At 51.1% G+C, this 22569-nt stretch carries 27 protein-coding genes and 1 pseudogene; 7 read left to right on the top strand and 21 right to left on the bottom strand.

Annotated features, from left to right (window positions below; translation table 11 throughout):
• The first annotated feature begins 98 nt into the window (after positions 1–98).
• The gene (locus tag NLX71_RS08270) at positions 99–1202 is read left to right on the top strand and encodes a UDP-N-acetylmuramoyl-tripeptide--D-alanyl-D-alanine ligase (protein WP_254363116.1); all 1104 of its coding nucleotides are present in this window, start codon (positions 99–101) and stop codon (positions 1200–1202) included.
• A gap of 115 nt (positions 1203–1317) precedes the next feature.
• Here the strand turns inward: NLX71_RS08270 and NLX71_RS26540 are convergent, their stop codons facing one another.
• The 5 genes from NLX71_RS26540 to NLX71_RS08250 form a co-directional block, all read right to left on the bottom strand.
• A complete protein-coding gene (locus tag NLX71_RS26540) occupies positions 1318–1443 on the bottom strand; it encodes a hypothetical protein (protein ID WP_302058129.1) in 126 nt (41 codons plus the stop codon).
• On the bottom strand, positions 1428–2084 hold the full coding sequence (locus tag NLX71_RS08265) for an HAD family hydrolase (RefSeq protein WP_254363115.1): 657 nt from the start codon (positions 2082–2084) through the stop codon (positions 1428–1430). Before NLX71_RS08265 ends, NLX71_RS26540 begins: the two co-directional genes overlap by 16 nt.
• Positions 2074–2718, bottom strand: a complete 645-nt coding sequence (locus tag NLX71_RS08260; protein WP_254363114.1) for a GNAT family N-acetyltransferase — start codon at positions 2716–2718, stop codon at positions 2074–2076. The genes NLX71_RS08265 and NLX71_RS08260 overlap by 11 nt, the downstream gene beginning before the upstream one ends.
• 211 nt (positions 2719–2929) lie before the next feature.
• Positions 2930–3349, bottom strand: a complete 420-nt coding sequence (locus NLX71_RS08255; protein ID WP_254363113.1) for a ribosomal maturation YjgA family protein — start codon at positions 3347–3349, stop codon at positions 2930–2932.
• Positions 3336–3704: a winged helix-turn-helix transcriptional regulator gene (locus tag NLX71_RS08250; RefSeq protein WP_254363112.1), complete on the bottom strand. Its 369-nt coding sequence runs from the start codon at positions 3702–3704 to the stop codon at positions 3336–3338. Before NLX71_RS08250 ends, NLX71_RS08255 begins: the two co-directional genes overlap by 14 nt.
• 207 nt (positions 3705–3911) lie before the next feature.
• Between NLX71_RS08250 and NLX71_RS08245 the strand changes: the two genes are divergently transcribed.
• The 3 genes from NLX71_RS08245 (at position 3912) to NLX71_RS08235 (ending at position 6130) form a co-directional block, all read left to right on the top strand.
• Positions 3912–4472, top strand: coding sequence for an NAD(P)H oxidoreductase (locus tag NLX71_RS08245; RefSeq protein ID WP_254363110.1), 561 nt, complete (start codon positions 3912–3914; stop codon positions 4470–4472).
• Positions 4473–4786: 314 nt separating this feature from the next.
• Positions 4787–5371, top strand: a complete 585-nt coding sequence (locus tag NLX71_RS08240; protein WP_254363108.1) for a LysE family transporter — start codon at positions 4787–4789, stop codon at positions 5369–5371.
• Between the two features lie 162 nt (positions 5372–5533).
• Complete coding sequence (locus NLX71_RS08235) at positions 5534–6130, top strand: pentapeptide repeat-containing protein (RefSeq protein ID WP_254363106.1); 597 nt, start codon at positions 5534–5536, stop codon at positions 6128–6130.
• Positions 6131–6279: 149 nt separating this feature from the next.
• Here NLX71_RS08235 and NLX71_RS08230 read toward each other — a convergent pair whose 3' ends face one another.
• The 9 genes and pseudogenes from NLX71_RS08230 to tnpB all read right to left on the bottom strand — a co-directional run bounded on the left by NLX71_RS08230 (position 6280) and on the right by tnpB (position 13589).
• Positions 6280–6834 (bottom strand): O-acetyl-ADP-ribose deacetylase, encoded by a 555-nt coding sequence (locus tag NLX71_RS08230; protein ID WP_254363104.1) that lies wholly within the window; start codon positions 6832–6834, stop codon positions 6280–6282.
• Between the two features lie 55 nt (positions 6835–6889).
• Positions 6890–7654 carry an SMI1/KNR4 family protein gene (locus NLX71_RS08225; protein ID WP_254363102.1) on the bottom strand — a complete coding sequence of 255 codons (765 nt, stop codon included), beginning with the start codon at positions 7652–7654 and terminating at the stop codon, positions 6890–6892.
• A 32-nt stretch (positions 7655–7686) separates the two neighbouring features.
• The gene (locus NLX71_RS08220) at positions 7687–8259 is read right to left on the bottom strand and encodes a DMP19 family protein (RefSeq protein WP_254363100.1); all 573 of its coding nucleotides are present in this window, start codon (positions 8257–8259) and stop codon (positions 7687–7689) included.
• Between the two features lie 427 nt (positions 8260–8686).
• Positions 8687–8899 carry a helix-turn-helix domain-containing protein gene (locus NLX71_RS08215; RefSeq protein WP_254363098.1) on the bottom strand — a complete coding sequence of 71 codons (213 nt, stop codon included), beginning with the start codon at positions 8897–8899 and terminating at the stop codon, positions 8687–8689.
• 390 nt (positions 8900–9289) lie between these two features.
• Positions 9290–9847 carry an elongation factor P gene (efp, locus tag NLX71_RS08210; RefSeq protein ID WP_254363096.1) on the bottom strand — a complete coding sequence of 186 codons (558 nt, stop codon included), beginning with the start codon at positions 9845–9847 and terminating at the stop codon, positions 9290–9292.
• A gap of 58 nt (positions 9848–9905) precedes the next feature.
• Positions 9906–10979, bottom strand: a complete 1074-nt coding sequence (locus tag NLX71_RS08205; protein ID WP_254363094.1) for a M24 family metallopeptidase — start codon at positions 10977–10979, stop codon at positions 9906–9908.
• A gap of 3 nt (positions 10980–10982) precedes the next feature.
• The gene (gene aroQ / locus NLX71_RS08200) at positions 10983–11429 is read right to left on the bottom strand and encodes a type II 3-dehydroquinate dehydratase (protein ID WP_254363093.1); all 447 of its coding nucleotides are present in this window, start codon (positions 11427–11429) and stop codon (positions 10983–10985) included.
• Positions 11430–11627: 198 nt separating this feature from the next.
• Positions 11628–12137, bottom strand: a complete 510-nt coding sequence (locus NLX71_RS08195; RefSeq protein WP_254363091.1) for a YqhR family membrane protein — start codon at positions 12135–12137, stop codon at positions 11628–11630.
• Positions 12138–12478: 341 nt separating this feature from the next.
• Positions 12479–13589 (bottom strand): annotated as a pseudogene (tnpB, locus tag NLX71_RS08190) (IS200/IS605 family element RNA-guided endonuclease TnpB).
• Between the two features lie 212 nt (positions 13590–13801).
• Here tnpB and NLX71_RS08185 point away from each other — a divergent pair.
• Both NLX71_RS08185 and NLX71_RS08180 read left to right on the top strand, forming a co-directional pair.
• Positions 13802–14728: a DUF1385 domain-containing protein gene (locus NLX71_RS08185; protein WP_254363089.1), complete on the top strand. Its 927-nt coding sequence runs from the start codon at positions 13802–13804 to the stop codon at positions 14726–14728.
• 23 nt (positions 14729–14751) lie between these two features.
• Positions 14752–15024, top strand: a complete 273-nt coding sequence (locus tag NLX71_RS08180; RefSeq protein WP_254363088.1) for a hypothetical protein — start codon at positions 14752–14754, stop codon at positions 15022–15024.
• 47 nt (positions 15025–15071) lie between these two features.
• On the opposite strand, the gene NLX71_RS08175 is transcribed toward NLX71_RS08180, so the two are convergent.
• Positions 15072–16061 carry a patatin-like phospholipase family protein gene (locus NLX71_RS08175; protein WP_254363087.1) on the bottom strand — a complete coding sequence of 330 codons (990 nt, stop codon included), beginning with the start codon at positions 16059–16061 and terminating at the stop codon, positions 15072–15074.
• 100 nt (positions 16062–16161) lie between these two features.
• Positions 16162–16584, bottom strand: coding sequence for a transcriptional regulator MntR (gene mntR / locus NLX71_RS08170; RefSeq protein WP_254363086.1), 423 nt, complete (start codon positions 16582–16584; stop codon positions 16162–16164).
• Positions 16585–16825: 241 nt separating this feature from the next.
• Between mntR and splB the strand changes: the two genes are divergently transcribed.
• Positions 16826–17887 (top strand): spore photoproduct lyase, encoded by a 1062-nt coding sequence (splB, locus tag NLX71_RS08165; RefSeq protein WP_254363085.1) that lies wholly within the window; start codon positions 16826–16828, stop codon positions 17885–17887.
• A gap of 3 nt (positions 17888–17890) precedes the next feature.
• Here splB and NLX71_RS08160 read toward each other — a convergent pair whose 3' ends face one another.
• The 5 genes from NLX71_RS08160 to NLX71_RS08140 all read right to left on the bottom strand — a co-directional run bounded on the left by NLX71_RS08160 (position 17891) and on the right by NLX71_RS08140 (position 22520).
• Positions 17891–18598 carry a cytochrome c biogenesis CcdA family protein gene (locus NLX71_RS08160; RefSeq protein WP_254363084.1) on the bottom strand — a complete coding sequence of 236 codons (708 nt, stop codon included), beginning with the start codon at positions 18596–18598 and terminating at the stop codon, positions 17891–17893.
• A gap of 35 nt (positions 18599–18633) precedes the next feature.
• A complete protein-coding gene (locus tag NLX71_RS08155; RefSeq protein ID WP_254363083.1) occupies positions 18634–19437 on the bottom strand; it encodes a metal ABC transporter permease in 804 nt (267 codons plus the stop codon).
• A 54-nt stretch (positions 19438–19491) separates the two neighbouring features.
• The gene (locus NLX71_RS08150) at positions 19492–20268 is read right to left on the bottom strand and encodes a metal ABC transporter ATP-binding protein (RefSeq protein ID WP_254363082.1); all 777 of its coding nucleotides are present in this window, start codon (positions 20266–20268) and stop codon (positions 19492–19494) included.
• A 32-nt stretch (positions 20269–20300) separates the two neighbouring features.
• Positions 20301–21278 (bottom strand): metal ABC transporter substrate-binding protein, encoded by a 978-nt coding sequence (locus NLX71_RS08145; RefSeq protein ID WP_254363080.1) that lies wholly within the window; start codon positions 21276–21278, stop codon positions 20301–20303.
• A gap of 168 nt (positions 21279–21446) precedes the next feature.
• On the bottom strand, positions 21447–22520 hold the full coding sequence (locus tag NLX71_RS08140) for a Gfo/Idh/MocA family protein (protein ID WP_254363078.1): 1074 nt from the start codon (positions 22518–22520) through the stop codon (positions 21447–21449).
• Positions 22521–22569: the final 49 nt, after the last annotated feature.

Here is a 22569-nt window from a genome sequence, read left to right as displayed (position 1 = left end):
ACTCGTACAAACGCCCATTTTTCCCCACATACCCACTCCATCCGCCTGCGCCCGCCGTAGACTAAAGCATATATTCGCTGTGAAAAGGTGGGATTTGCATGCCTGCTCGAAATATTCCCGTCATCGCCGTCACTGGCAGCGCAGGAAAAACGACAACGAAAGAAATGATCGCTTCCATCCTGCGGAGACGGTGGACCATTTTCAAATCGGTGTCGAACTGGAATTTGCCATTGAACACCCGCAAGCACGCCAAGCGGATTCATGCCCGACACCGGGCGGCCGTCCTCGAATTCGGGATGCTTCGCAAAGGGCATATTCGCGAGCACTGCCGCTTGCTCCAACCAAGCTACGGCGTGATTACCAATGTCGGAACGGCGCATATCGGGAATGTCGGACACCGAGTCCAAGGCATCGCGTCTGCGAAATCGGAGCTGATCCGGCATATGCGGAGGACCGGAACACTTGTCCTGAATGCGGATAACGCGAATTCCAGGCTGCTGTCCGTCAAAGGATTTCAAGGAAGGCTGCTGAAGGTCGGCATCCGCAACAAAGCCCATTACAAGGCGCGTGGCATCCGGTTCTTGGGCCGGGGAGTTGCCTTTCGGGTTCGGCTGAACGGGAAAGAGGAACGATTTTTCATCCCGTGTCTGGGGGTTCATAACGTGTACAACGCGCTGAATGCGATCGCTATTACGCACAGCATGGGATTCACGGCGGGCGAAATCCGCAAGGGGTTGGCGAACTATCCGATTCCGTACCGCCGCTTGGTTCGAACGGAGCTGCCGAGGCGAATCACCTTGATCGACGATACGTTCAGCTCCAATCCCGATGCGACCAAGGCTGCCCTCGACACGCTCGCCTCGGTAAACCGAAAGCACAAAATCGCCATCATCGGCTATATGAAGGACATGGGAAAATACGCCGTCCGTGCTCACGACGAGGTTGGAACATATGCCGCCCGAAAAAGACTCACCCGGCTCTATACGGTCGGAGAGCTCGCGCGGCACATCGCATCGGGCGCCAGAAACGCGGGCTTCCCCGCAACCCGCATCCGCAGCTTCGCGTCCAGACCGCAGCTTCAGCAAGCGCTTGTCGGGACGATCAAGCCGGACACCGCGATTCTGGTCAAGGGCACCCATTTATTAAAGCTGGAGAAGACCGTTTCCTTCTTGAAACGAAGTTTATCCGGGAAGCGGTCCTAAGACAGAACTGGCAAGTCCCGGCGCATGCACAAAAACCGCCTTGCCGCAGCAAGCCGGTATGTTTTTCAGCGGTAGGTGGAGGGGGAATCGCGGTCTCCCCCATGCCAACCACCATTCATAACAAAATAGAACGTTCCCCGAATCTTTCCTCCAACCCCGCGCAAACGATCCGTCTTGCCTGCTCCTGCGTCTTTTCGGTCACTTCCGTCACGGTCAGCATCATGTTCATCCGTATATCCAATCCTGAACCTCCGAAATATGGCCGATTCTCGCGATCGGCCGAACCCCTTTATCCATCATCGCTTCCATGCTCGTCCTGTAGCTGATAAACGGAATGCCGGCTCCGGCCGATGCTTTGCCGTCAATCCATGAATCGCCTACCGATATCCATTCGTCCGCCGCAATGGCGCGGAATTGATTCAAGGCATACGTAAAACCGGAAGGGGACGGCTTCAGCGCTTCCATCTGCTCTCTGCCGATAATGGAGTCGAAATAAGACTTGATTCCCGTTACTTCGAGCGCCTTCAGGGCGGCGGAAAGCGAGTTGTTCGTGACCACGACCAATACGAACTTGCCCTGCAACGATTCGATCAGCTCCGGCACGCCTTTCTCCAGCCCCGCGCCTTCCATCCCGCGCACTTCATGCTTTTCCGCAATGTTCAGGCAGGAGAGGTATAAGGCTTGGTCCATACCGGCTTGCTTGGCGTGTTCGAGCATGGTGGATGTCGTATGCTCATGGAGCGGGAACCGCTCCGTCAAAATACCGTGCCCGACCAAATGCCGGCAGATGTCTTCCTTCATCACCGCAAAATCAATGCGGGATTGCAGCAGCGTATTGTCCATATCGAAAATAATGCCTTTATATTTGCGGTTATCGCGCATCGAAGTTCCCCGTTTCCTGTTTAAATTTTAAGAAAAAATCGACCAAGCTGGAGTAGCAAACACCGATCATTGTAGTACCTTCAATTGCGGCGCAACCGTAACCTTTATTATAAAAATCCTCTTGCGTTTCCCAGAACTGGTCCATGTGAGCATACACAAATTCCCGGTTGAGGAAATCTTGATTTCTCCATTCTTGTGATCGTAAATTAACGGTCCGGAAACTACCATCACTAGAAAAATCTATAGCAGGCGCATCAGAATAGGATAACATGTACACAATTTGATCCCATAGATGCAGTTCCCTCGCAGCAAATAACGAATTCAGGCTCCATCGATCATGATGGCCCGAAACTTCAAAATAGTTCATGCCAAGTTCCCTCATCCTCGGCGCAATACTGTTTCCAATAAAGCCATCAAGCTTGTCGGTAAAAGCATCATTGGATTCGTCTCCGATAAGGTAAAATCCTTTCATCCCCTTGTTCCAAACTAAGGCAGTTCTTGGCGAGTCGATTCGATCGGTAAATATCCACCCCGGATTATTGTTTTCTACAATGGACTGAACCTCCGGATGAGGATGACCATTTTCAAGAAGGGGCGCAATCTTATAAAATTGATCCCGCGACAGTTCATACATAACATCGTGACCCCTTTACTATCCGTTGTACCATGCCCTTATGCAAAAAGAAAAACCGCTCATTGACCCATCATGCATCGATTCGCGGTTATTCCCCGTTCAAAAAAACTACTTTTCCATGATTCGCTTTAGCGTTCGCAAGTCGCTCTCGATCATCGCCGTGTCGTGCGCGAAGCTTTCATCCGACATCCCGGGCGGACATCCGTCAAAATCACGAGCGCTTGCGCCAATGCCAAGCCATGTCGAGCAGGGAAGAGACGGCAATTCCCGCGCTATACCGCACGAGGTCCGCCGTCAAAAAGCCTTTTCCCAATACCAGCACCCCAAGGGTGGTTTCCCGGATCCGATTGATCCAACCAGCCTGGTACAGCTGGCTGAACTCGATCGCAAAGCAAAACGCGAGGCTGCACCACAACGCGAAAGAAATCTTCTTATGTACAAAGCATACGCGAAAACCAAAGTAAATCATGGAGGCCCACAATGCATCGCCAAAATGATCAACTACGAAGACAGGCAAATGGTCGGCGAACGCTCTGGACCCTAAGCCCAACGCCATAGCAGCGAAAACGGCTACGGTATAAGCAATCCGGGCTCTCCATCGCCGTGCGGAGCTCTCGTTAAATGTGCTCATAGGTATAGTCCGGACAATCATCCAAGACGGCCGATCTGTCTCCATAAACTTTATCCAAATGCTTTTCTCCCCATAAACAAAAGCTTTTCAGAACCGTTTTCAGGCTCCAACCGTATTCGCTAAGCTCATACTCCACTTTGGGAGGGATTTCATGGTAAACAATTCGGTGGATGATGCCATCCTTTTCGAGCTCACGAAGCTGCTGTGTCAGCATCTTTTGGGTGATATCGGGAATTAATCTTCTCAGCTCATTGGTGCGCTTTTTGCCGGTTGTCAAATGGTATAGGATGATGCTTTTCCATTTTCCCCCGATGACTTCCAGCGTGACCTCTACTCCAATGCGATATTTCTTCAAGGTTACACTCTCCCGCCTGCCCAAGGTAATAGATCAGTATAAAAAGGATACTACAGTACCTGAAGGTGCCTACTGCACTTTGAAGTGCGTACTTCACACTATATTTTATATCCTCCATAATAACATCTGTAACCGGCCATTGACTACCGCATCGAACCGTTATCCGTTGAAGCCGCCGGGAAATACATAAAGGAAGGTCGTTAACCTATGAGAGCTCTTGTCACCGTTACTCATCCCCGCCAAAATTCGCTTACGCACGCTGTAATGAACCGTTTTATGGAAGGCTTGAAGCAAAACAACCATGAAGTCGATCTGTTGGACTTGTACCACGACGGATTCAATCCTATATATACGGCTGAAGATGAGAAAGATTGGATCAATCCGGACAAAATCTACCCTCCCGAGGTTCGCAAGGAAATGGACCGGATTCTAGCGGCGGACACGCTTGTTTTCGTGTTCCCGTTATGGCAGTACAGCGTGCCTGCGATGCTTAAAGGGTACTTGGACAAAGTATGGAACATGGGGCTGTTCGGGAAAGTGAGTAATAAAAAAGTGCTGTGGATCTGCCTGACCGGCGGGGATCAAGAGCATGTGTCAAAATACAACCGCGAGGAGATGCTGACGCACTATCTCAATGTAGCGGTTTCCGGCTACGCCCGCGTGCAGGAATCCAGGGTTGAGCTACTATGCGACACCCTATCGGAATCGAAGGAGCATATTGCGAGTTTGTTGGAACGCGCTTATCAGTTGGGTCGCGAATACGAATGATAAGAAAAACCTTGCCCCATCAGGCAAGGTTTCTTTGCGAAAAGCTCAGTGCAGTCCACCACGCTTCGCGGGCCGCAGCAGCCGCTGCTTCGGCCCGGATTCCATACTCCGCCATATCCACTGTCCCCTGATCGTCGGCCCGTGCCCAGCTCCAAAGTTCCGTCCATCCTGTTCAAACGCCCACAAAAAAACGCATGCAAACTCCCTTGAAATGACGGTTGTGCAATATAACCTTATTGTTGTATAATCATAACGCACGAATATATGTCATAACATACGATTAATTCACTATAACATACATAGAGGTGCGAATTATGCTTATCCTTCCTTTCCTGTCGTACATCATAGCGACGAGCTTCACGCCCGGCCCCAATAACATCATGGCGATGTCCAACGCGAATAAATACGGGCTAAGAAAAACATTTCGGTTTATTTTTGGCGTCACCGTCGGATTTTTTGCTATTATGCTGTTGTCCAGCTTTTTCAATCTGGTTTTATACAACTATATCCCGCGGATTCAAATCGTGATGAACCTGTTGGGGAGTCTGTATATGGCCTATCTCGCCTTCAAAATTATGAAAGTTCATAAAACGCAAAATAAAGAACAAGTTACCGACACATTAAACTCGTTCTTTACGGGATTTATTTTGCAATTTATTAACCCCAAGGGGATTTTGTACGGGATCACGGCCATCTCCACCTTCGTCATTCCGTTCTACAAGTCCGGCCTTAGCTTGCTGCTCTTTTCCATGCTGCTTGCGTTTGTCGGATTCTTGTCAACGTTCATGTGGGCGGTGTTCGGTTCGTTGTTTCAAAAGTTTTTGTCCAACTACGAACAGCCCTTTCATATCGCCATGGGGTTATTACTGCTGTACAGCGCAATCTCTATCTTTTTATAAGCTGACCGATCGCTGTTCAAACAAACCGCTTGCGCGATTGGCATACGTGCAATCCAAACAATTCCATATTAATACAAAAGAGCCGTCTGCTCCAGATGGACTAAAGTATGGTATACTGGGGAAGAATTATGATCCAATCACCTCTAAGGAACGTGATGCGTTTTGTTTATAGAAGAAGAATATTACGATGAGCACTTTTTGGAGGCCCAATACTCGCAGAAGGAAGTAACCTCGGTCCGGTTCTACGATTGCACATTTACCAAATGCGATTTCAGCGAGACGGTCTTTAAAGACTGCAAATTTTCGGGATGTACCTTTGAGAACTGTAATTTAAGTTTAATTCAAGTACTCGACAGCGATTTCTCCCAGGTTTCCTTCACCCATTCCAAGTTGATCGGTATCAACTGGTCCGAGATGACTCCGCCCCGAAAAATCGGGTCCGGTCTGCTGCGGTTCGAAGAATGCACCCTAAGTCATTCCACTTTCATCGGACTGACGCTGCCGAAGTGCGTAATCACAAGATGCACGGCAAAGAACGTAGATTTCAGGGAAGCCGACCTTACGGAAGCGAACATGAGCTCTACGGATTTCTCCGAAAGTCTATTTGACCGGACGAACTTGACGGCCGCGGACTTCTCCTTTGCAACGAACTACATGATCGACCCGGGACTCAATCCAATCCGGAAAGCCAAATTTACACTGCCCGAAGCGATATCTTTGCTCAATTGCATGGACATCCAATTAATTGACGGCGACTAACCTTAACCTATAGCTAAAACGACCATCTATGGTCTTCTGGCAAGCACTCGTCGCACAGCAAATTTCCATCAACTGTAGCACCATTATTCATTACCGCTTCAAACTTCCATGCACTTCCTTCCCATCTTTTCCGAAAACTCTAAATTCTTTTATGTCACATACTCCCGCAAACGCTCCCGATAAATCCGGTAATTTTCCTCATCGAAGCAGACGAACAAAATCTGCTCTAGACTCGACTCGTGATGGCTACGGATGAAATTGGATACTGCCTCTAATGCAATTTTAGCCGCCAAAGCCTTCGGAAATCGATAAATGCCGGTGCTGATATTAGGAAAAGCGATACTGCGGGCATGATTTTTGCCGGCCAAATTCAATGTATTTACATAGCAGTTCATCAACTTCTGTTCCTCGCCGCTCTTTCCGCCGTTCCACACTGGTCCTACGGTGTGAATCACAAATGACGCCGGTAAATTTCCCGCTGTCGTCACAACGGCTTCTCCGATCTGGCAGCCGCCCTGCTGATCTCTGATCTTCCTGCATTCCTCCAAAATCTGCTTGCCGCCGGCTCTATGAATGGCTCCGTCAACCCCGCCACCGCCAAGCAAACTTGTATTCGCGGCATTCACGATGACATCCGCGGCTATTTTTGTAATATCTCCTAGGAGTAGCTTTACGGTAGTCGATTGCAGCTTTATCTCTTCCATGATCGAACCTCCAAGCAGATATTTTCTATATGAGTTGAACTAAAGACGATAGTATCTATAGGCTTCGAAGGTAACGGGCAAACACTTTTTCCATAAGTTCTTCCGGGCTCTTGGCGAGCGGTTTCACTTTATTCTCCTCATGGGCGTAATAGTAGAAGGTCGTAGCGGTATTACTCCCGGAGCCATCGAACAGAATCAAATCTCCGTCCGCTTCTTTCCAAAACTCGCCGAGGACGCCATATCGTTTGCCTGACAAATCGAGCATATACACATCGCCCAGTACAATTTGAATACCTTCCAATGAAATTCGCGAAACGGTCAGGAAAAAATTAGCCACGTCTTGGGGCAACTGAATGTTCATCAAACGCTCGCATTCTTTTATATCCTGGATGGTTGCGTTCGCTTCGAAGCTGTCGTCTTCGGAAAAACCGTTTTTTAACGAATTTGCAAATTTGGGATACGCTTCGATAAGCCGGGGGTGCTCCTCCTGCAACTGCTTCCATTTCCGTTTATTTCGTTCCTTTTTCGCCTTGACGAATTCGTCCAGCTCTTTCTTGTAGTTCTCCTGATACCGATCGGATTTGGCGAATGGAATGTTGTTGCTTTCCAAATATTGAACGGCGCCATTTTGACTGGCCAGTATAGATACCCAGCGCATGCCGTGAGTGCGGGGTTTGATTCGCAAATAGTCGCCTCTGCTCAAGAACACTTGCAACTGCTCGTCGTGATCGTTCCACCAGGTCATCCAGTCTTCGGGAGAAAGCTCGCAGGACGCCAGTTTGGTCAATTGGTCGATCAAGCTTTGTTTGTCAATCGGCATGGAATCCATCCTTTTCTTCCTTTTTCGTTAAGTCACCGAATAGCCTGCACGTCTTCGAAGAAGCTCTTTTTATTAGCCTTGATATAGGCAATTAGATGATTGAATATATTATCTTCCTGACTATCAATAGTTAATTTCTCAGCGGCGTACTGGATTTTTGCGAAAAATTCATCATCCACATTAGCATGGGCTTGCTCGAAATGATTGATTTCATACAGCTCCAAGTCCTGCAGATTGCGATGCAGCCGCCCGGTGCTCAAATTGTAGTCTTCAAGAATCCGTTTGATGTCTATCAATGCGTTCGCATCATGAACCGCTCCGATGCGCTCCAGCACTTCGATTGTCTCGTTAAGATATTTTCCGGTCGAGTTTTCCAAAAATCCCAGCATGCCGTTCATATTTAGTTCCGTATCGAAATCGACGAGCAGCACAATGTCCCGAAGTAGAGCCGGAAGCTTGAAGAAAACCTCTTCATCCTTGAGTTGAATGTTTTCCCGGCTGTACATATTTGAAGCGACGTGATCTATTATTTCATCAGAAGATGTAATTAAAAGCTCCTTATCGTCAGGCAGCAATCTTCGTAAAATGGATTGATGGATATCCATTATTGTCCTCCCTTACTTGATTCGTAACGTTTTCCGAGGTTCCGCCGCGCGAATGCAGCGTAGTCTTTATTCCCCGCACAGTCTTACATGGCTTATATCATCCTTTCGACCATAGAGCAGACTCGAGAAATTGTTTAGGAAAGCACCAGTCCGCCAAATATTTCAAATCCTTTGCACTGCCCAACTTCTTAAGCAAATTCCCGAATGACCGTCTTGGCCGTCTTGGCCGTCTCCTCGTTAATTTCTGCTCTTCCGCCGGGCAACACCCATACGTTGCTTTACGTTCCTCCTCTGACGTAGTCGTCACTGGGTTAAACTGGCCGATTGGATATCGCAAAATGTCTTCATTCATCTTCTGATTAACCTTAGAAAATATTCATGCTGACCCCGATGTAGAGCCGCAGGTTCTGCTCCGAAAATTTCCTTCTTACTTATTCGCTTCTTCACCTATATATTCCAGCAACTCTCCGGGCTGACAATTCAATGCTGCACAAATTTTATCGATTACCTCTAATGATACATACTCGTTGGTGTTCAACTTCGCCATGGTCGCAGATGAAATCCCTGTCCTCTTCATTAATTCTTGCTTTTTTATATCTCGATCGATCAGTAATTTCTGTAACGGCTTGTAGCTTATCATTCATTTATTCCTTTCAAAAATCTAAACTTTTCTTCAATTATAGCGACTAAAATTTAGTTTATCAAAATTATTTTCGTGTTCTCTTGACATAATTACCCGATGATTCCAAAATGTTTCTGTACGAATATGGATGAAAATCCAATATCCTGCAAGGGCTCGCCGAAACGATCATGTATGAGCAAGGTCTCAAAGACGGAGTTTCTTTAAGCAAAATCTTGTCCGGCGGTTAAACCGTCAGATTTACCTGTTCTTTTGAACATACGAGTCCCTCTCGCCAGAACAGGGTTCACATATCCTCTTCAACAAGCATGCTGTATAATTCCTAGCGTCTCTTCATACAACAAAAAATCCTTACCTCTCCAAAGAAAGGTAAGGATTTTCCACCGCTCATTAAGCGCGGGAAATGTATTGGCCCTCGCGGGTGTCGATCAAGAGCACGTCGCCTTCGTTGATGAAGAGCGGCACGTGAACGTTCAAGCCGGTTTCGACTTTCGCGCTCTTGGTCGCGCCTTGCGCCGTGTTGCCTTTGATGCCCGGCTCAGTTTCGATAACCTTCAGCTCAACGCTGTTCGGCAGGTTGATCCCGAGGATCTCGCCTTGGTAGCTCATGATGTGGATGTTCATGTTTTCTTTGAGGAAGTTCAGTTCCCACTTGATTTGCTTATCTTCCAGATTGATCTGGTCGAACGATTCCGTATCCATAAACGTATGCTCTTTGCCGCTGGCATACAGATATTGCATTTGACGGTTTTCGATGTGAGCGCGGCTCACGTTCTCACCGGCGCGGAACGTACGCTCGACGGTGTTGCCGTTGCGCAGGTTTTTCAGCTTGGAACGGACGAAGGCAGCGCCTTTACCCGGTTTAACGTGCTGGAAATCGACAACGGTGAACAAATCGCCGTCTACTTCGATGGTTAAGCCTGTTTTAAAATCGTTAACTGAAATCACTACAAAAACCTCCCTAAAATGTGAGCAGACGACAGTGCCGCTACCAAGTTGCATAAAGTTATGGTATCACAATCAAGTCTTTGCTGGATTGCGTTAACCTCCGATTGCCTGTTTCCGTGATGACGATATCGTCCTCGATCCGAACGCCGCCGAAGCCCGGCAAGTAAATACCTGGTTCCACGGTAACGACCATGCCTGGAGTCAGTACGACATCGCCCTGCACCGACAGCCGCGGCGATTCGTGAACCTCCATCCCGAGCCCGTGACCGGTGCCGTGGCCGAAATAGTCGCCGTAGCCGTAACGCTTGATAATATCGCGTGCGACGGCATCCGCTTCAGTGCCGGTCATTCCCGGCTTGATGCGCTCGAGCGCTTCCATTTGCGCTTCGAGAACGATCTTGTAGATGTCGCGGTGTTTATCTGTCGGCATACCAACGATCACCGTACGGGTAATGTCGGAACAGTAGTTTTTGTAATAGGCTCCGAAATCGAGCGTTACAAATTCGCCGGTCCCGATAATTTTGTCGCTGGCTTTGCCGTGCGGCAGCGCAGAGCGTTCGCCGGAAGCGACGATCGTTTCGAACGAAGTCGAAGCGGCGCCATGCTTGCGCACGAACATCTCGATTTCGAGTGAAATGTCCAGCTCTTTGAGCCCGGACTTCAGCAGCCCGAGAATGTGGACAAACGTGCGGTCCGCCAGATCGGCCGCCTGCTGCATGATGGCGATCTCTTCGTCGTCCTTGACCATGCGCAGCAATTCGACCAGCCCGCCGGTCGGCACGAATTCGATCCCGCCGAGCGCTTCGGCGTAACTGCTGTAGGTACCATAGCTGAGGTCAGTTTGCTCGAAGCCAAGCTTGTTAATACCCCACTTGCGAAGCAGATCGTTAATCGATTCCACGACCTTGGGTCCATGCTCGATGATCTCGTAGCCGGCCGCTTGCTCCGATGCCTGTGTCACGTAACGAAAATCGGTCAGCAAAACGGCCCGATCGGCCGTCATGAGCACGTAGCCTGCCGATCCGGAGAAGCCGGTCATATATTTCCGGTTCGTCGCATTCGTGATGAGCAACGCCGGCAAGCCTTTTTGTTCCAAGAGGCTGCGCAGCCGCCCGATTCGTTGTTGCTGCATTTACTATCCCTCCGCACTATCAATATACTGGACCAGCGCACGCAAGCCCAGCTCGTAGCTGTTCGCGCCGAAACCCGCGATTTGGCCCACGGCTACCGGGGCGATTACCGATACGTGGCGGAAAGCTTCCCTTTTATGAATGTTCGAAATATGTACTTCAACCGTCGGGATGCCCACAGTGCTGATGGCATCGCGGATCGCATAGCTGTAATGCGTGAACGCTCCCGGATTGAACAAGATGCCGGCTTTCTTCCCGTAGGCGGCATGAATGCGGTCGATCAGATCCCCTTCGTGATTCGACTGGTAGCATTCCAATCCGACCCCGAGCTCCTCCGCCAGCCTGGTCAGCCTGTCCGTTATCGTTTGAAGCGACAAGCTCCCGTAGATGCCGGGCTCCCGGATGCCAAGCATGTTCAAATTCGGCCCGTTCAACAACAAAATGTGCTTCATCCGTGAAACCTCCCAACCTGATAAATCCGCACACACTTAGCCATTTTACCATAACCTTCCCCGGTTTGAGAACTTTTTTTTGCGGGCTCAGGCGGCCGAATAAAGCGGTTTACCAATGTTTAGGTGATACGAAATGCACATCAATGCACGGTAGATGCGAAAGCGTACAGCCTGCGACAGTCCGCAAGCCGCACGAGTTCATGTTAACTCCGGCTCGTCCCGGCCTCCGGCAAAAGGCTCTCGCTCCTGCTCGTCCGTAAATTCGAAGCTGATCGAATAGCCGATAAACAATCCCCATAGCACGAACAGGCACGCTTGGGTCACCACCGTGTTCAGATCCAGATAGGCAATCCAATGCATCATCCCGGTCACCGGTCCTAGCAACAGGAACAAGAACGCCCACCAGGCGACGCCATATCCGATTCCACACCACGGGCCGAACGCTTTGGCGAATAACATCGCATACAATATAGCGGCAACGACGGACAGGGCGATAAATGCCAGCCACCCCAGCAAATATCCCCGCCATGTCATCAGGTAAGAATGCTTGTACAAGGGCTCAAGTAAAAATCCCGGCGATAACGAAGTAAAATGAAAATAGTTGGCCAGTATTTGCACCCCGCCCCAGATCAGCCCGGCGAAAAAACCGATATATACCGCGAAATTCCATCGATTCGTACGTGGCTTCTTATCGCTTTGGCGATTCATGCCCAAATCCTCCCTCGATTTCGGATATCCACTAGTATGTGCAAAAGTTCCACTGTTGAACACTCCCACCACCTGCGCTAATGGCGCTGAGGTGGGGGATTCTTGCGAACAGAGAAGCATCCTTCCCTTCTTGAGCAAGCGATCCCTGCGGTTCCCGCAGTTCAGCTGGTCTTCGCCAACAAACGCAGTCCTTTTTGCATTCGGATATCCACTAGTATGTGCAAAAGTTCCACCGTTGAACACTCCCACCACCTGAGTTAATGGCGCTGAGGTGGGGGATTCTTGCGAACAGAGAAGCATCCTTCTCTTCTTGAGCAAGCGATCCCTGCGGTTCCCGCAGTTCAGTTGGTCTTCGCCAACAAACGCAGTCCTTCTTGCAAGATGTTCATGCTGGCATTGTGGTCACGGTCATGGTGCGTGCCGCATCCTGAACACGTCCACGCTCGCAAGTTTAGATTTTTCACTTCGGGGTTACGCGATTGGCAACCATGACAAAGCTGACTGCTTGGATAGTTTTTGGCGACCATGCTGATCGTGCGACCATACCACGTTGCTTTATATTCCAGCATCGTGCGAAGGGTTGACCAGCTTGCTTCAGCAATGGACTTGGCTAACTTGTGATTTTTCATTAGACTTCGAACCTGCAAATCTTCCAGACAGATCGTTTGGTTTTCACGGATCCACTTGGCCCGGAGCTGATGTAGAAAGTCTTGCCGAGCGTTAGCGATTCGCTCATGCATGCGAGCGACTTTTTGTTTCGCTTTTCGATAGTTCGATCCACCTTTTAGGCGACGAGACAAACGTCGCTGCCAAAACGCAAGTTGCTTTTCGTAGGTGCGCAGGGGCTTGGGACTCGCAACGCTTTCTCCGCTGCTGCAAACGGCAAACGACTTGATGCCGAGGTCTATGCCGATGGCGGTACCCACGTGAGGAAGCGGCTGGATGTCTACTTCACACAGGATCGAAGCGAAGTACTTGCCTGTGCCGTTTCGACGCACCGTAGCAGACAAAATCCGTCCTTCGATTTCACGGGACTTGGCCAAGCGCACCCATCCCAGCTTCGGAAGTTTCAAGCAGATCACGGGCAACGGCAATATTGCCGTTCGTAAACTTCGTGGTGTAGCTTTGGACGGGATTGCGTTTGCTCTTGAAACGAGGCGGATCGTTTTGTTTTCGAAAGAAGCGATCAAAAGCATCCGCCAGGCTGCGAACGGCGGATTGCAAAGCAATGCTGTCCGCGTCCTTGAGCCAAGGCCATTCCTTTTTCAACGCTTGCAGCCCGGTTGCACAGCTCTGGTAAGACAAGCCTCTGCCTGTTTCTTGGAAGGTGTCGTTCCACCTCGCAAGGAAGTGGTTAAAGACAAAGCGAGCGCAGCCAAACATCTGATGGATCAGCGTCGTTTGCTCCTCTGTAGGGTAGATGCGAAAGCGAAAAGCTTTATGATGCAACATGCGAGACTTATCTCCTTTGGTGATTTCATGACAATTATAGCACATATGTTCGCATGCGTGCACAAGAGATGCTGATTCATCTCCCCCTTATCGAAGAGGGAGTCTTCTCAGCCTTAACGATAAACAAGTGGCAATATGACGGCGGATTCGCTAAAATACAGATATGGCATCATTTATCGTAATTTATTCATAGTAGAAGAAGGTGTATCGTATTGTCGGAAAAGAATCAACCCAATGCCGTTTACGGTGGCCAAGCCGTGATTGAAGGCGTCATGTTTGCCGGCCAGAAGGTGAACGTTACGGCGGTACGCCGAAAAGATAATACCATCCATTATCTTGAGGTACCCAGAAAAGAAATCGGCTGGGTCCAGACGCTGAAGAAGATCCCGTTCGTCCGGGGAATTGTAGGTATTGTAGAAGCAAGCGCCAAAGGGGCGCAGCACTTGAATTTTTCGGCGGAGGTGTTTGCCGAGGAAGAAGGTGTCGTTAAGGAAGAAAAGAAGGAATCGGTGACTGGTAAAATTTCCATGATTCTCGGGGTGGCGGTCGTCGGGATTTTATCCTTTTTATTCGGCAAGTTCGTGTTCACGCTTGTGCCGCCGGCGATTGAGCAGGTGCTGTTCGGAAGTTTGTTCCAGAACCAGATTGGGCATAACCTGATCGAAGGCTTGATCAAGATTATTTTGCTTGTCGGGTATATTTATTTTATTTCGCTTACACCAATGATCAGACGTTTATTTCAATACCACGGAGCCGAACATAAAGTCATTAGCGCTTACGAAGCAGGTCTGGAGCTGACCGTACAAAACGTGCAAAAGTTCAGCACGCTGCATTACCGGTGCGGCAGCAGCTTCATCGTCTTTACGGTCCTCGTCGGAGTCGTCATTTACTCGTTCTTTCAATACGATTCGTTTCTGGAGCGGGTCATTCAACGGATCGTGCTGCTTCCGCTTGTAATCGGCGTGTCCTACGAAGTTTTGCGGTTCACCAACAGCCTGCGGGACATTCCGGTGCTTCGTTTCCTCGGCTATCCCGGTCTGTGGCTGCAATTGCTCACGACCAAAGAACCGGACGATTCCCAAGTGGAAGTCTCCATTGCCTCCTTCAACCGGATGCGGGAGCTCGACCGGCAAATTTGACCTAAGATAAGGAGGGGTCCTGCATGAGAAACCGCAACAGTACGGTCGCTTACGTGATCTTCGGCTTGATCGCCATCGGGATACTGGCTAGCGTCTTGTCCAATCCGGGCACGTTTATTATCCCGATTCTCGTATTCGGCGTGATTTTCTTCCTGTACAAGTTCCCGCCGAGCCGATGGAGACAACCGAAACAGCCGTCCTCCTCCCGGTTTCAAAAAGGGAAGCGGCGCAACGCAACGTTCCGCGTCATTCAAGGCAATAAGGACAGCTCGGACGAACCGCCCAAATACCATTAATTTAAAGCGGCAGCCTCTTCTCAAGAGCGCTTGCCGCTTTTGTTTTTTCATGCTTTCTTGGAATAGCGGTTCGGAACCCGGCAGACGTGGGTCAAATAGTTGTGCTTGTACTCGGTCATCTTCCAATGCGAGAAAAATGAGTGCGTCGCCCGCTGCCCGGATTCGAATAGCTTCAGGCTCTGTTCGGTCGATATGTCGAAGTCGGTGATGCTAACGCCGAGCGTCGGAATTTTAACCGTACGGAACCGGTTCGTCTCTTGGATATAGCGGTCGTCGTGTGCCTCCAGCATGGTCGAGAACAAGGCCCGCATCATGCTGACCGGACCGTGAATGGCGTTCGGCTGCCCGGTGCCGCGGCCCACCATTTGGAAGCCGATGGTCGGGATCATCTGATCGATCGGCGGCGCTTCCGTCGAATCGAAGATCCAAAGCGGAAAGTTGCTCAGCAGTCCTCCGTCCACGATATATACGAACTGATCGATGAACTTTTCTCCGGGCAGACGGTGCTCGAACGATTTGCGGATGATCACCGGATCGAAGAAGTAAGGAATCGCCGTGCTCATCCGAACGGCTTTCGCGATCATGAGCCGGCGGGGATCGATGCCGTAATGGGCGATGTCGTCCGGCAGGACGAGCAATTTGCGGCTGGAGATGTCGGAGGCGATAATGCGAAGCTGATTCGACTTCAGATCGCCGAACGTGCGGATGCCCTTGGCTAGCAGCAGCTTATGAATCCAATGCTCCAGCGCTTCTCCGGAATACAGGCCTTTTTTGACAAACAAACGGGCCAACGGGCCGACCAGCTTCGTATCGAAGACTCGGGAACGCTGCAGGAACGCGCGAAAAGGCGTCGCTTCGATAACCTCCTTCATCTCGTCCGCACGGTATCCCGCCGCTACCAACGAAGCGACGATGGCCCCGGAGGACGTCCCCGCCACCTGATGAAACGAATGTCCGAGCTGCTCTACCGCCGACACGGCCCCCGCAAGCGCGATTCCCTTCACGCCGCCGCCTTCAAACACCGCATTGATTCTCACCCCGCATCCCCTCTTCCCGCAAAGTCTCTCCAAGAGTATGTATGAGGGGACGAATTGTCCTTATGCCTGAAAAAGAAAAAAGCCCCCATATTTCGGAGACTTACGATTCTTCCAGCTCTTTTCGGAGGCGCAGCAGTTCTTCGCCGCGGGTAGTGTCACGCTTGAAATATTCCACCAGCGTTTCGATGCATGTGATGGAGTCCCAGCTCAAGTGATGCTCGATGCCTTCGACGTCCTTATAAATATTTTCATCCGATACGCCGATCATCGTCAAAAATTCTTCCAGCAGGTGATGGCGGTCCACCAGCCGCTTTCCGACCTTTTGCCCTTTCGATGTCAGCACAAGGCCGCGGTATTTTTCATAAATTAAGTAGTTGTCTTTGTCGAGCTTTTGAATCATTTTCGTCACCGAAGACGGATGGACCTCAAGTCCTTCGGCGATATCGGAAACGCGCGCATACCCTTTCTCATCGATTAATTTATAAATGCGTTCCAAATAATCTTCCATACTGGGCGTAGCCATTCCGCGTTCCTCCCGTGTTCCAAAGACGAATCTCGGTACTTTTATGATACACCGTCTGATTTATGCAAAGCAAGCTTTGCTGTGAAGGACAAAACCTCATGTGCAGCGCAGCAAATTCCCATGTGTGCGCAGAGCGCCGATGAAGCATCCTAAGGTCAATTATAAGCGTTTTTAACTATATCACAGCCACATTCCGTAAGCAAGTCCGATACAATTCGTACCATCAGGAGGGATTTCGCACATGGCCACGGAGCTGCTCACACCCCCGATCCGCCAGACGCAAGTGTTTGTCCCGGAGCTCGTCTATTTCGAGCCCGCCGCCTTGGACTACCCCAAAGGCAAGCGAATCCACGAATGGGCGCTGAAGGAAGGGCTTCCGATCCGCATGACAACCTCCCACAACCGGATCACAAACCTTCCGGGTGAGAGCGATCTGGAGAAATACCGGATTGCCAAACGGACGCTGGTCGTCGGAATTCGCAAGACGCTGAAATTCGATACGTCCAAGCCGTCTGCTGAGTATGCCATCCCGATTGCGACAGGCTGTATGGCGCACTGCCATTACTGCTATCTGCAAACGACGCTCGGGGCGAAGCCTTATATCCGGGTCTATGTCAATACCGACGATATTTTGAAGCACGCCAAGCAGTATATCGAAGAACGAGCGCCGGAAATTACTCGCTTCGAGGCCGCCTGTACGTCGGACCCGGTCGGGCTTGAGCATATCTCGGGCTCACTCAAGGAATATATCGAATTTATGGGGCAGGAACCGCTCGGCAGACTTCGGTTCGTCACGAAATTTCACCACGTGGAACCGCTGCTGGATGCCAAGCATAACGGTCATACCCGGTTCCGGTTCAGCGTCAATGCGGATTATGTCATCAAACACTTCGAACCGGCGACCTCCAGCTTCTACGAGCGCATCGAGGCGGCCGGCAAAGTCGCCAAGGCCGGATATCCGCTCGGCTTCATCATCGCTCCGATTATCTGGCACGAAGGCTGGGAAGAAGGGTACGGCGAGCTGCTGCACAAATTGAAAGAGGCCCTTCCGCCGGAAGCGACCTCTGATTTGACATTCGAATTGATTCAACACCGCTTTACGAAAACGGCCAAAAACATCATTCACCAGCGCTATCCGAAGACGAAGCTGGAGATGGACGAAGCCAAGCGGAAATACAAATGGGGACGATGGGGCCAGGGCAAATACGTCTATCCTGACGAACAGGCCACGGCGCTGCGCGAATTCATCAGCGAACGCATCTTCGCCCATTTTCCGAAAGCGAAGATCGATTATTTTACCTGAGCGTTAGCCCATCCAGGAAGGCGTAATGCCCTGCAGCCAGATCGTGATCCGGGTCATTTGATCCGTGTACAGCAGCACGGCCACGGCAAGCATCACGGCTCCGCCTACTTTCATCATGGCGGCGGAATACTTCAAGATCCATTTGGTTGATCCGATGAAGAACGCAAGGACGAAGAACGGGATCGCGAAGCCAAGCGAATAAGCGGAAACGAGCGGCAGCCAGGAATTCGGTTCGGTTGCCGCCAGCATCAGCATCGCGGACAAAATCGGGCCGATGCAGGGCGACCATCCTGCGGCGAAGCCGATACCGATCAGCAATGAGCCGAGGTAACCGGCAGGCTTCGACTTGAGCTGCAGCTTGCGCTCGCGCATAAGCCACTGCGGTTGAAAAATGCCGAGCAAAAACAGTCCCATCACAAAGATCATGATCGCCGAAATTTGCCGGAGCAAATCGCGGTAATCGATAAAGGCGTTGGCGATGACGTTCGCCCCAAGTCCCAGCGTGTAGAAAATAATGGAGAATCCAAGAATGAAGAAGAGCGTATGGGTAATCAGCTTGAACCGGATTTCTTTGTTACTCTGCTCATCCTTGAGCTTCCCGACGGAAACACCGGTTATGTAGGACAAATACGAAGGATACAGCGGCAGGCTGCAGGGCGATATGAAAGAAGCGAAGCCAGCCCACAGCGCGATCCAAATGTTAAGTTCCACAGCTACCGTTCACCACCCTTTTTTATTCTTTCTACTTACATGCGAAGTCCCCGTTTTACCGTCAAAATGCCGACGAGCATCGCGATCAGCAGCAGCACGACCGTCGCTCCCGGCGCCAAATCCCACACACCTGCGGAGACAAGCCCGACAATGACCGCAAGCTCGGAGAACAGAATCGACCAGAAGATCGAGTGCTTGAAGCTGCGGGCGACGAGCAGGCTGCAGGCGACCGGAATCGTCAGCAGCGAGGAAACGAGCAGCGCCCCCACGATTTTGATCGAGACGCTGATGACCAGCGCCGTCAGCATTGTGATCATAATATTATAGAAGCGAAGCGGCAGACCGCTTACGCCGGCCGCGTCTTCGTCGAAGAACAGCAGGAACATTTCTTTGTAATTGATGAGCACGAAGGCTACGACGATGGCCGCAACGCCGCCGACGACCCAGAGGTCGGTATTGTCCAGCGTGTAAATGCTGCCGAAGAAATAGCTCATAACGTTTATGTTGAAGCCTTTGCCGATTGTGAACAGCAGGGTAGCAAGCGCAACGCCGCCCGACATAATAATCGCGATCGACAGTTCGGCGTAGGTCTTGTACGCTTTGCGCAGCCGCTCAATCCCGAACGAGGCCAGCAAGGCGAATAGCAGCCCGACGCCGATCGGGTAAACGTTGATCAGAAATCCGAGCGCAACACCCGCGATCGATACGTGCGCAAGCGTGTCTCCGATCATCGACAAGCGGCGCAGCACGAGAAATACGCCCATAAGCGGAGCAGTCAAGCCGATTAACAAGCCGCCGATCAGCGCCCGCTGAAAAAAGTATTCGCTAAAGATGTCCAAAGCCAGTTCTCTCCTATCTTCCCGCTGCATCCTGCCGTCGTTATCCGGTCAGGGTTATACTTCAATTGTCTCTCTAAGCTGCTGCATCGAGTGGGTCAGATCGGTTTCGCGGCAATTTTCCGGCTCGTGCGTATGCTTGACGTAGAACGATAGGCCGCCGCTCTTCTGCACCGAGTCCTCCCCGAGATACGACTGGATCATATCCATATCGTGCGTTACCATGATAAACGTGATGTGATGATGCTGGTGCATATGCCTGATCATGCGGAAAAAGCCGGCCTGCGTCTCGGCGTCGATGCCGACGGTAGGCTCGTCCAGAATAAGCAGCTCCGGGTTGTTAATTAGCGCCCGGGCGAGGAATACCCGCTGCTGCTGGCCGCCGGACAATTGGCCGATCCGCCGGTCCGCCAAATCTTCGATCCGCATCGCGTAGAGCGCATCGTCCGTTTTGCTGCGCTCCTGCTTGGTCAGACGGCGGAACATATTTTTCTTGCCGAACAGTCCGGAGGTTACGACTTCGCGGACCGTAGCCGGGAACAGCGGATTCAACGCATTTTTCTGCGGCACGTACCCGACGCGCTCCCAGTCGCGGAATTGGCCGACCGGCTGGCCGAAGAGACGGATTTCGCCGCGGGCCGGCTTCAGCAGCCCGACGATCATCTTGAGCAGCGTCGTCTTGCCTGCGCCGTTGGAACCGACCAATCCAACGAAATCGCGCTCCAGAATCGAGAAGTTCAAGCCGCTGATCACGGATTTATTTTCATAAGAAAAAAAGATTTCATCGATCGTCACGATCTGTTGATGACATCCAAAGCAAGCATTCGTTTGCATGACTAAGCTCCTTATACGGAAGGTCTCGCTTCTTATTGTAATGCTTTTATTAAATTATTCAAATTGTTTTCCATTAGGGACACATAATCGTCACCCTTTGTGGCCTGCTCTTCGGTCAACCCTTCAATCGGGCTGAGGACAAGCGTTTCGACTCCAGCGTCCTTCGCAAGCGTCTTGGCCAGCTTGTCGGATACAAGCTCCTCAAAGAATATATATTTGACTTGATTGTCTTTAATGAATTGCAAAATATTTTTCATATCCTTGGACGTCGGTTCGGCATCCGGAGCAAGACTCATAATCGCCTTCTGATTCAGTCCGTAGGCTTTGGCCAAATACCCGAACGATTGGTGCGTCACGACAATGTCCTTCTTGGACGTCTTGGAAAGCTCGCTCTTGTACTTGCCGTCCAACTGGTCAAGCCGGTCGGCAAGCTTCTTGAAATTGGCTTCGTAGTCGGCTTTGTGCACACCGTCGACTTGAATCAGCGCGTCTTTGATGTTGAGGGCCATCTGCTTGGCATTGAGCGGGCTCAGCCATACGTGCGGGTCCGTATTGCCGTGATCGTGATCGTGACCGTGATCGTCTTTAGCTTGGGCGTTCGCATCGCCGTGTTCCTCTTCCGTGCCGGGAAGCAGCTTGATGCCGCGGCTTGCTTCGACCACAACGGTCTTGTTGTCTTTCTTCAAGCTGTCGAGCGTGTCCTTTACCCAGCCCTCGAAGCCGGCGCCCAAATAGACGAACAATTCCGATTTGGCTAAATTCTGGATGTCGCGGCTTTTCGGCGACCAATCGTGGGGCTCGACGCCAGCCGGTACCAGATTGACGACGTTGACATGATCTCCGCCGATTTTGGAGGCAAAATCATATAAAGGATAAAAGCTGACTGCGATATTGATCTTGCCGTTCACAAGCGCAGGCTGCGAACGTCCTCCGCAAGCGGACAACAGCGTGGAAATCAGCAAAACCAGGATCACGGGAAGGATGGTCCGTTTGATGAATGTTGGCTTCATGAAATAATACCTCCGAGACGTAAATCGTAATTTTTTTCATTAACAACGACGATTATACGCCCCGCCCATCCGCTTGTCAACGGTAAATGTAGAAATTACGATAAAGCCAAAAATACCCCTTTGCGCCTGATGATGGCAAAGGGGTATTTCGATCTATACGGTTATAAGCTACTCGACGCGAACCGCTTGCTGCTGGGCTTTCAAGCACAATTCGGCCGCTTTGAAGGCATGCTCCTGCGTCATCGCGTTCTCCGTTCGGTGCATGCAATCGAGGATCAATTGCCCGAAGAACGGATAGCCGACTTCACCATGAACGGAGAAATGCCGCTCGCCGTCCTTGTTCACCAAATACACGTGATCGCCCTGCTTATCCCGGGCAATATCGATATATTTGCGCAGCTCGATGTACCCGTCCGTGCCGACGATGAGCGTCCGGCCGTCGCCCCAGGTGCCGAGGCCATCCGGCGTCAGCCAGTCGACGCGGAAATAGAAGGTTGCGCCGTTATCGCCGGTCAGCGTGGCGTCTCCGAAGTCTTCCAGCTCCGGGTATTGCTTGCTGTTATAGTTGGCTACCCGGCTGCTAACGACCGTGGCGTCCTTGGAGCCGGTGTAGAACAGGAATTGCTCGATCTGATGGCTGCCAATGTCGCACAGGATGCCGCCGTATTTCTCCCGCTCGAAAAACCACTGCGGACGGCTCGGCGCATTCAAACGGTGCGGGCCCCAGCCCATCACATGCACGACGCGGCCGATCGCGCCCTTCTGAATCAGCTCTCCGGCGAACACGGCGCTTTCCACATGCAGCCGTTCGCTGTAATAGACCATGTATTTCCGGCCCGTTTCCTTTACTTTCGCACGGGCGGCTTCAAGCTGCGATAACGCGGTGAACGGCGTCTTGTCGGTAAAGTAGTCTTTTCCCGCGCTCATGACACGAATCCCAAGCGCTCCGCGTTCCGAAGGGATGGCCGCTGCCGCTACGAGTTGAATGCTCGGATCGCGCAGGATTTCTTCCTCCGAGGCAGCGGCCTTGGCTTGCGGGTACCGCTTGACGAACGCTTCGACTTTTGCCGAGTCGGGGTCGTAGACGGCAACCAAATCGGCTCCCGCTTCCATCAGGCCGTTGCACATCCCGTAAATATGGCCGTGATCCAGCCCTATCGCGGCAAAAGCAAACTCGCCCGGCTTCACGACCGGATTCGGTTTCCCCTGCGGCGCATAATTCATTCCGTCGTTCTTCTGCATACAAGAAGCCTCCCACCTTGGTATCTATCGATTGTTCACGTGAACAATC

This window comes from Paenibacillus sp. MZ04-78.2, assembly GCF_024213375.1.
Classification (GTDB): domain Bacteria; phylum Bacillota; class Bacilli; order Paenibacillales; family NBRC-103111; genus Paenibacillus_G.
The sequence above is the reverse complement of the archived record's forward strand: the minus strand, read 5'-3'. Positions and strand labels throughout refer to the sequence as shown.

Excerpts from the sequence above, each read along its gene's own strand:
- NLX71_RS08270 (WP_254363116.1), top strand. The coding sequence starts at position 99 with ATGCCTGCTCGAAATATTCCCGTCATCGCCGTCACTGGCAGCGCAGGA.
- NLX71_RS08265 (WP_254363115.1), bottom strand. The coding sequence starts at position 2,084 with ATGCGCGATAACCGCAAATATAAAGGCATTATTTTCGATATGGACAAT.
- NLX71_RS08260 (WP_254363114.1), bottom strand. The coding sequence starts at position 2,718 with ATGTATGAACTGTCGCGGGATCAATTTTATAAGATTGCGCCCCTTCTT.
- NLX71_RS08255 (WP_254363113.1), bottom strand. The coding sequence starts at position 3,349 with ATGAGCACATTTAACGAGAGCTCCGCACGGCGATGGAGAGCCCGGATT.
- NLX71_RS08245 (WP_254363110.1), top strand. The coding sequence starts at position 3,912 with ATGAGAGCTCTTGTCACCGTTACTCATCCCCGCCAAAATTCGCTTACG.
- NLX71_RS08240 (WP_254363108.1), top strand. The coding sequence starts at position 4,787 with ATGCTTATCCTTCCTTTCCTGTCGTACATCATAGCGACGAGCTTCACG.
- NLX71_RS08230 (WP_254363104.1), bottom strand. The coding sequence starts at position 6,834 with ATGGAAGAGATAAAGCTGCAATCGACTACCGTAAAGCTACTCCTAGGA.
- NLX71_RS08225 (WP_254363102.1), bottom strand. The coding sequence starts at position 7,654 with ATGCCGATTGACAAACAAAGCTTGATCGACCAATTGACCAAACTGGCG.
- NLX71_RS08220 (WP_254363100.1), bottom strand. The coding sequence starts at position 8,259 with ATGGATATCCATCAATCCATTTTACGAAGATTGCTGCCTGACGATAAG.
- NLX71_RS08215 (WP_254363098.1), bottom strand. The coding sequence starts at position 8,899 with ATGATAAGCTACAAGCCGTTACAGAAATTACTGATCGATCGAGATATA.
- NLX71_RS08205 (WP_254363094.1), bottom strand. The coding sequence starts at position 10,979 with ATGCAGCAACAACGAATCGGGCGGCTGCGCAGCCTCTTGGAACAAAAA.
- aroQ (WP_254363093.1), bottom strand. The coding sequence starts at position 11,429 with ATGAAGCACATTTTGTTGTTGAACGGGCCGAATTTGAACATGCTTGGC.
- NLX71_RS08195 (WP_254363091.1), bottom strand. The coding sequence starts at position 12,137 with ATGAATCGCCAAAGCGATAAGAAGCCACGTACGAATCGATGGAATTTC.
- NLX71_RS08180 (WP_254363088.1), top strand. The coding sequence starts at position 14,752 with ATGAGAAACCGCAACAGTACGGTCGCTTACGTGATCTTCGGCTTGATC.
- mntR (WP_254363086.1), bottom strand. The coding sequence starts at position 16,584 with ATGGCTACGCCCAGTATGGAAGATTATTTGGAACGCATTTATAAATTA.
- splB (WP_254363085.1), top strand. The coding sequence starts at position 16,826 with ATGGCCACGGAGCTGCTCACACCCCCGATCCGCCAGACGCAAGTGTTT.
- NLX71_RS08150 (WP_254363082.1), bottom strand. The coding sequence starts at position 20,268 with ATGCAAACGAATGCTTGCTTTGGATGTCATCAACAGATCGTGACGATC.
- NLX71_RS08145 (WP_254363080.1), bottom strand. The coding sequence starts at position 21,278 with ATGAAGCCAACATTCATCAAACGGACCATCCTTCCCGTGATCCTGGTT.
- NLX71_RS08140 (WP_254363078.1), bottom strand. The coding sequence starts at position 22,520 with ATGCAGAAGAACGACGGAATGAATTATGCGCCGCAGGGGAAACCGAAT.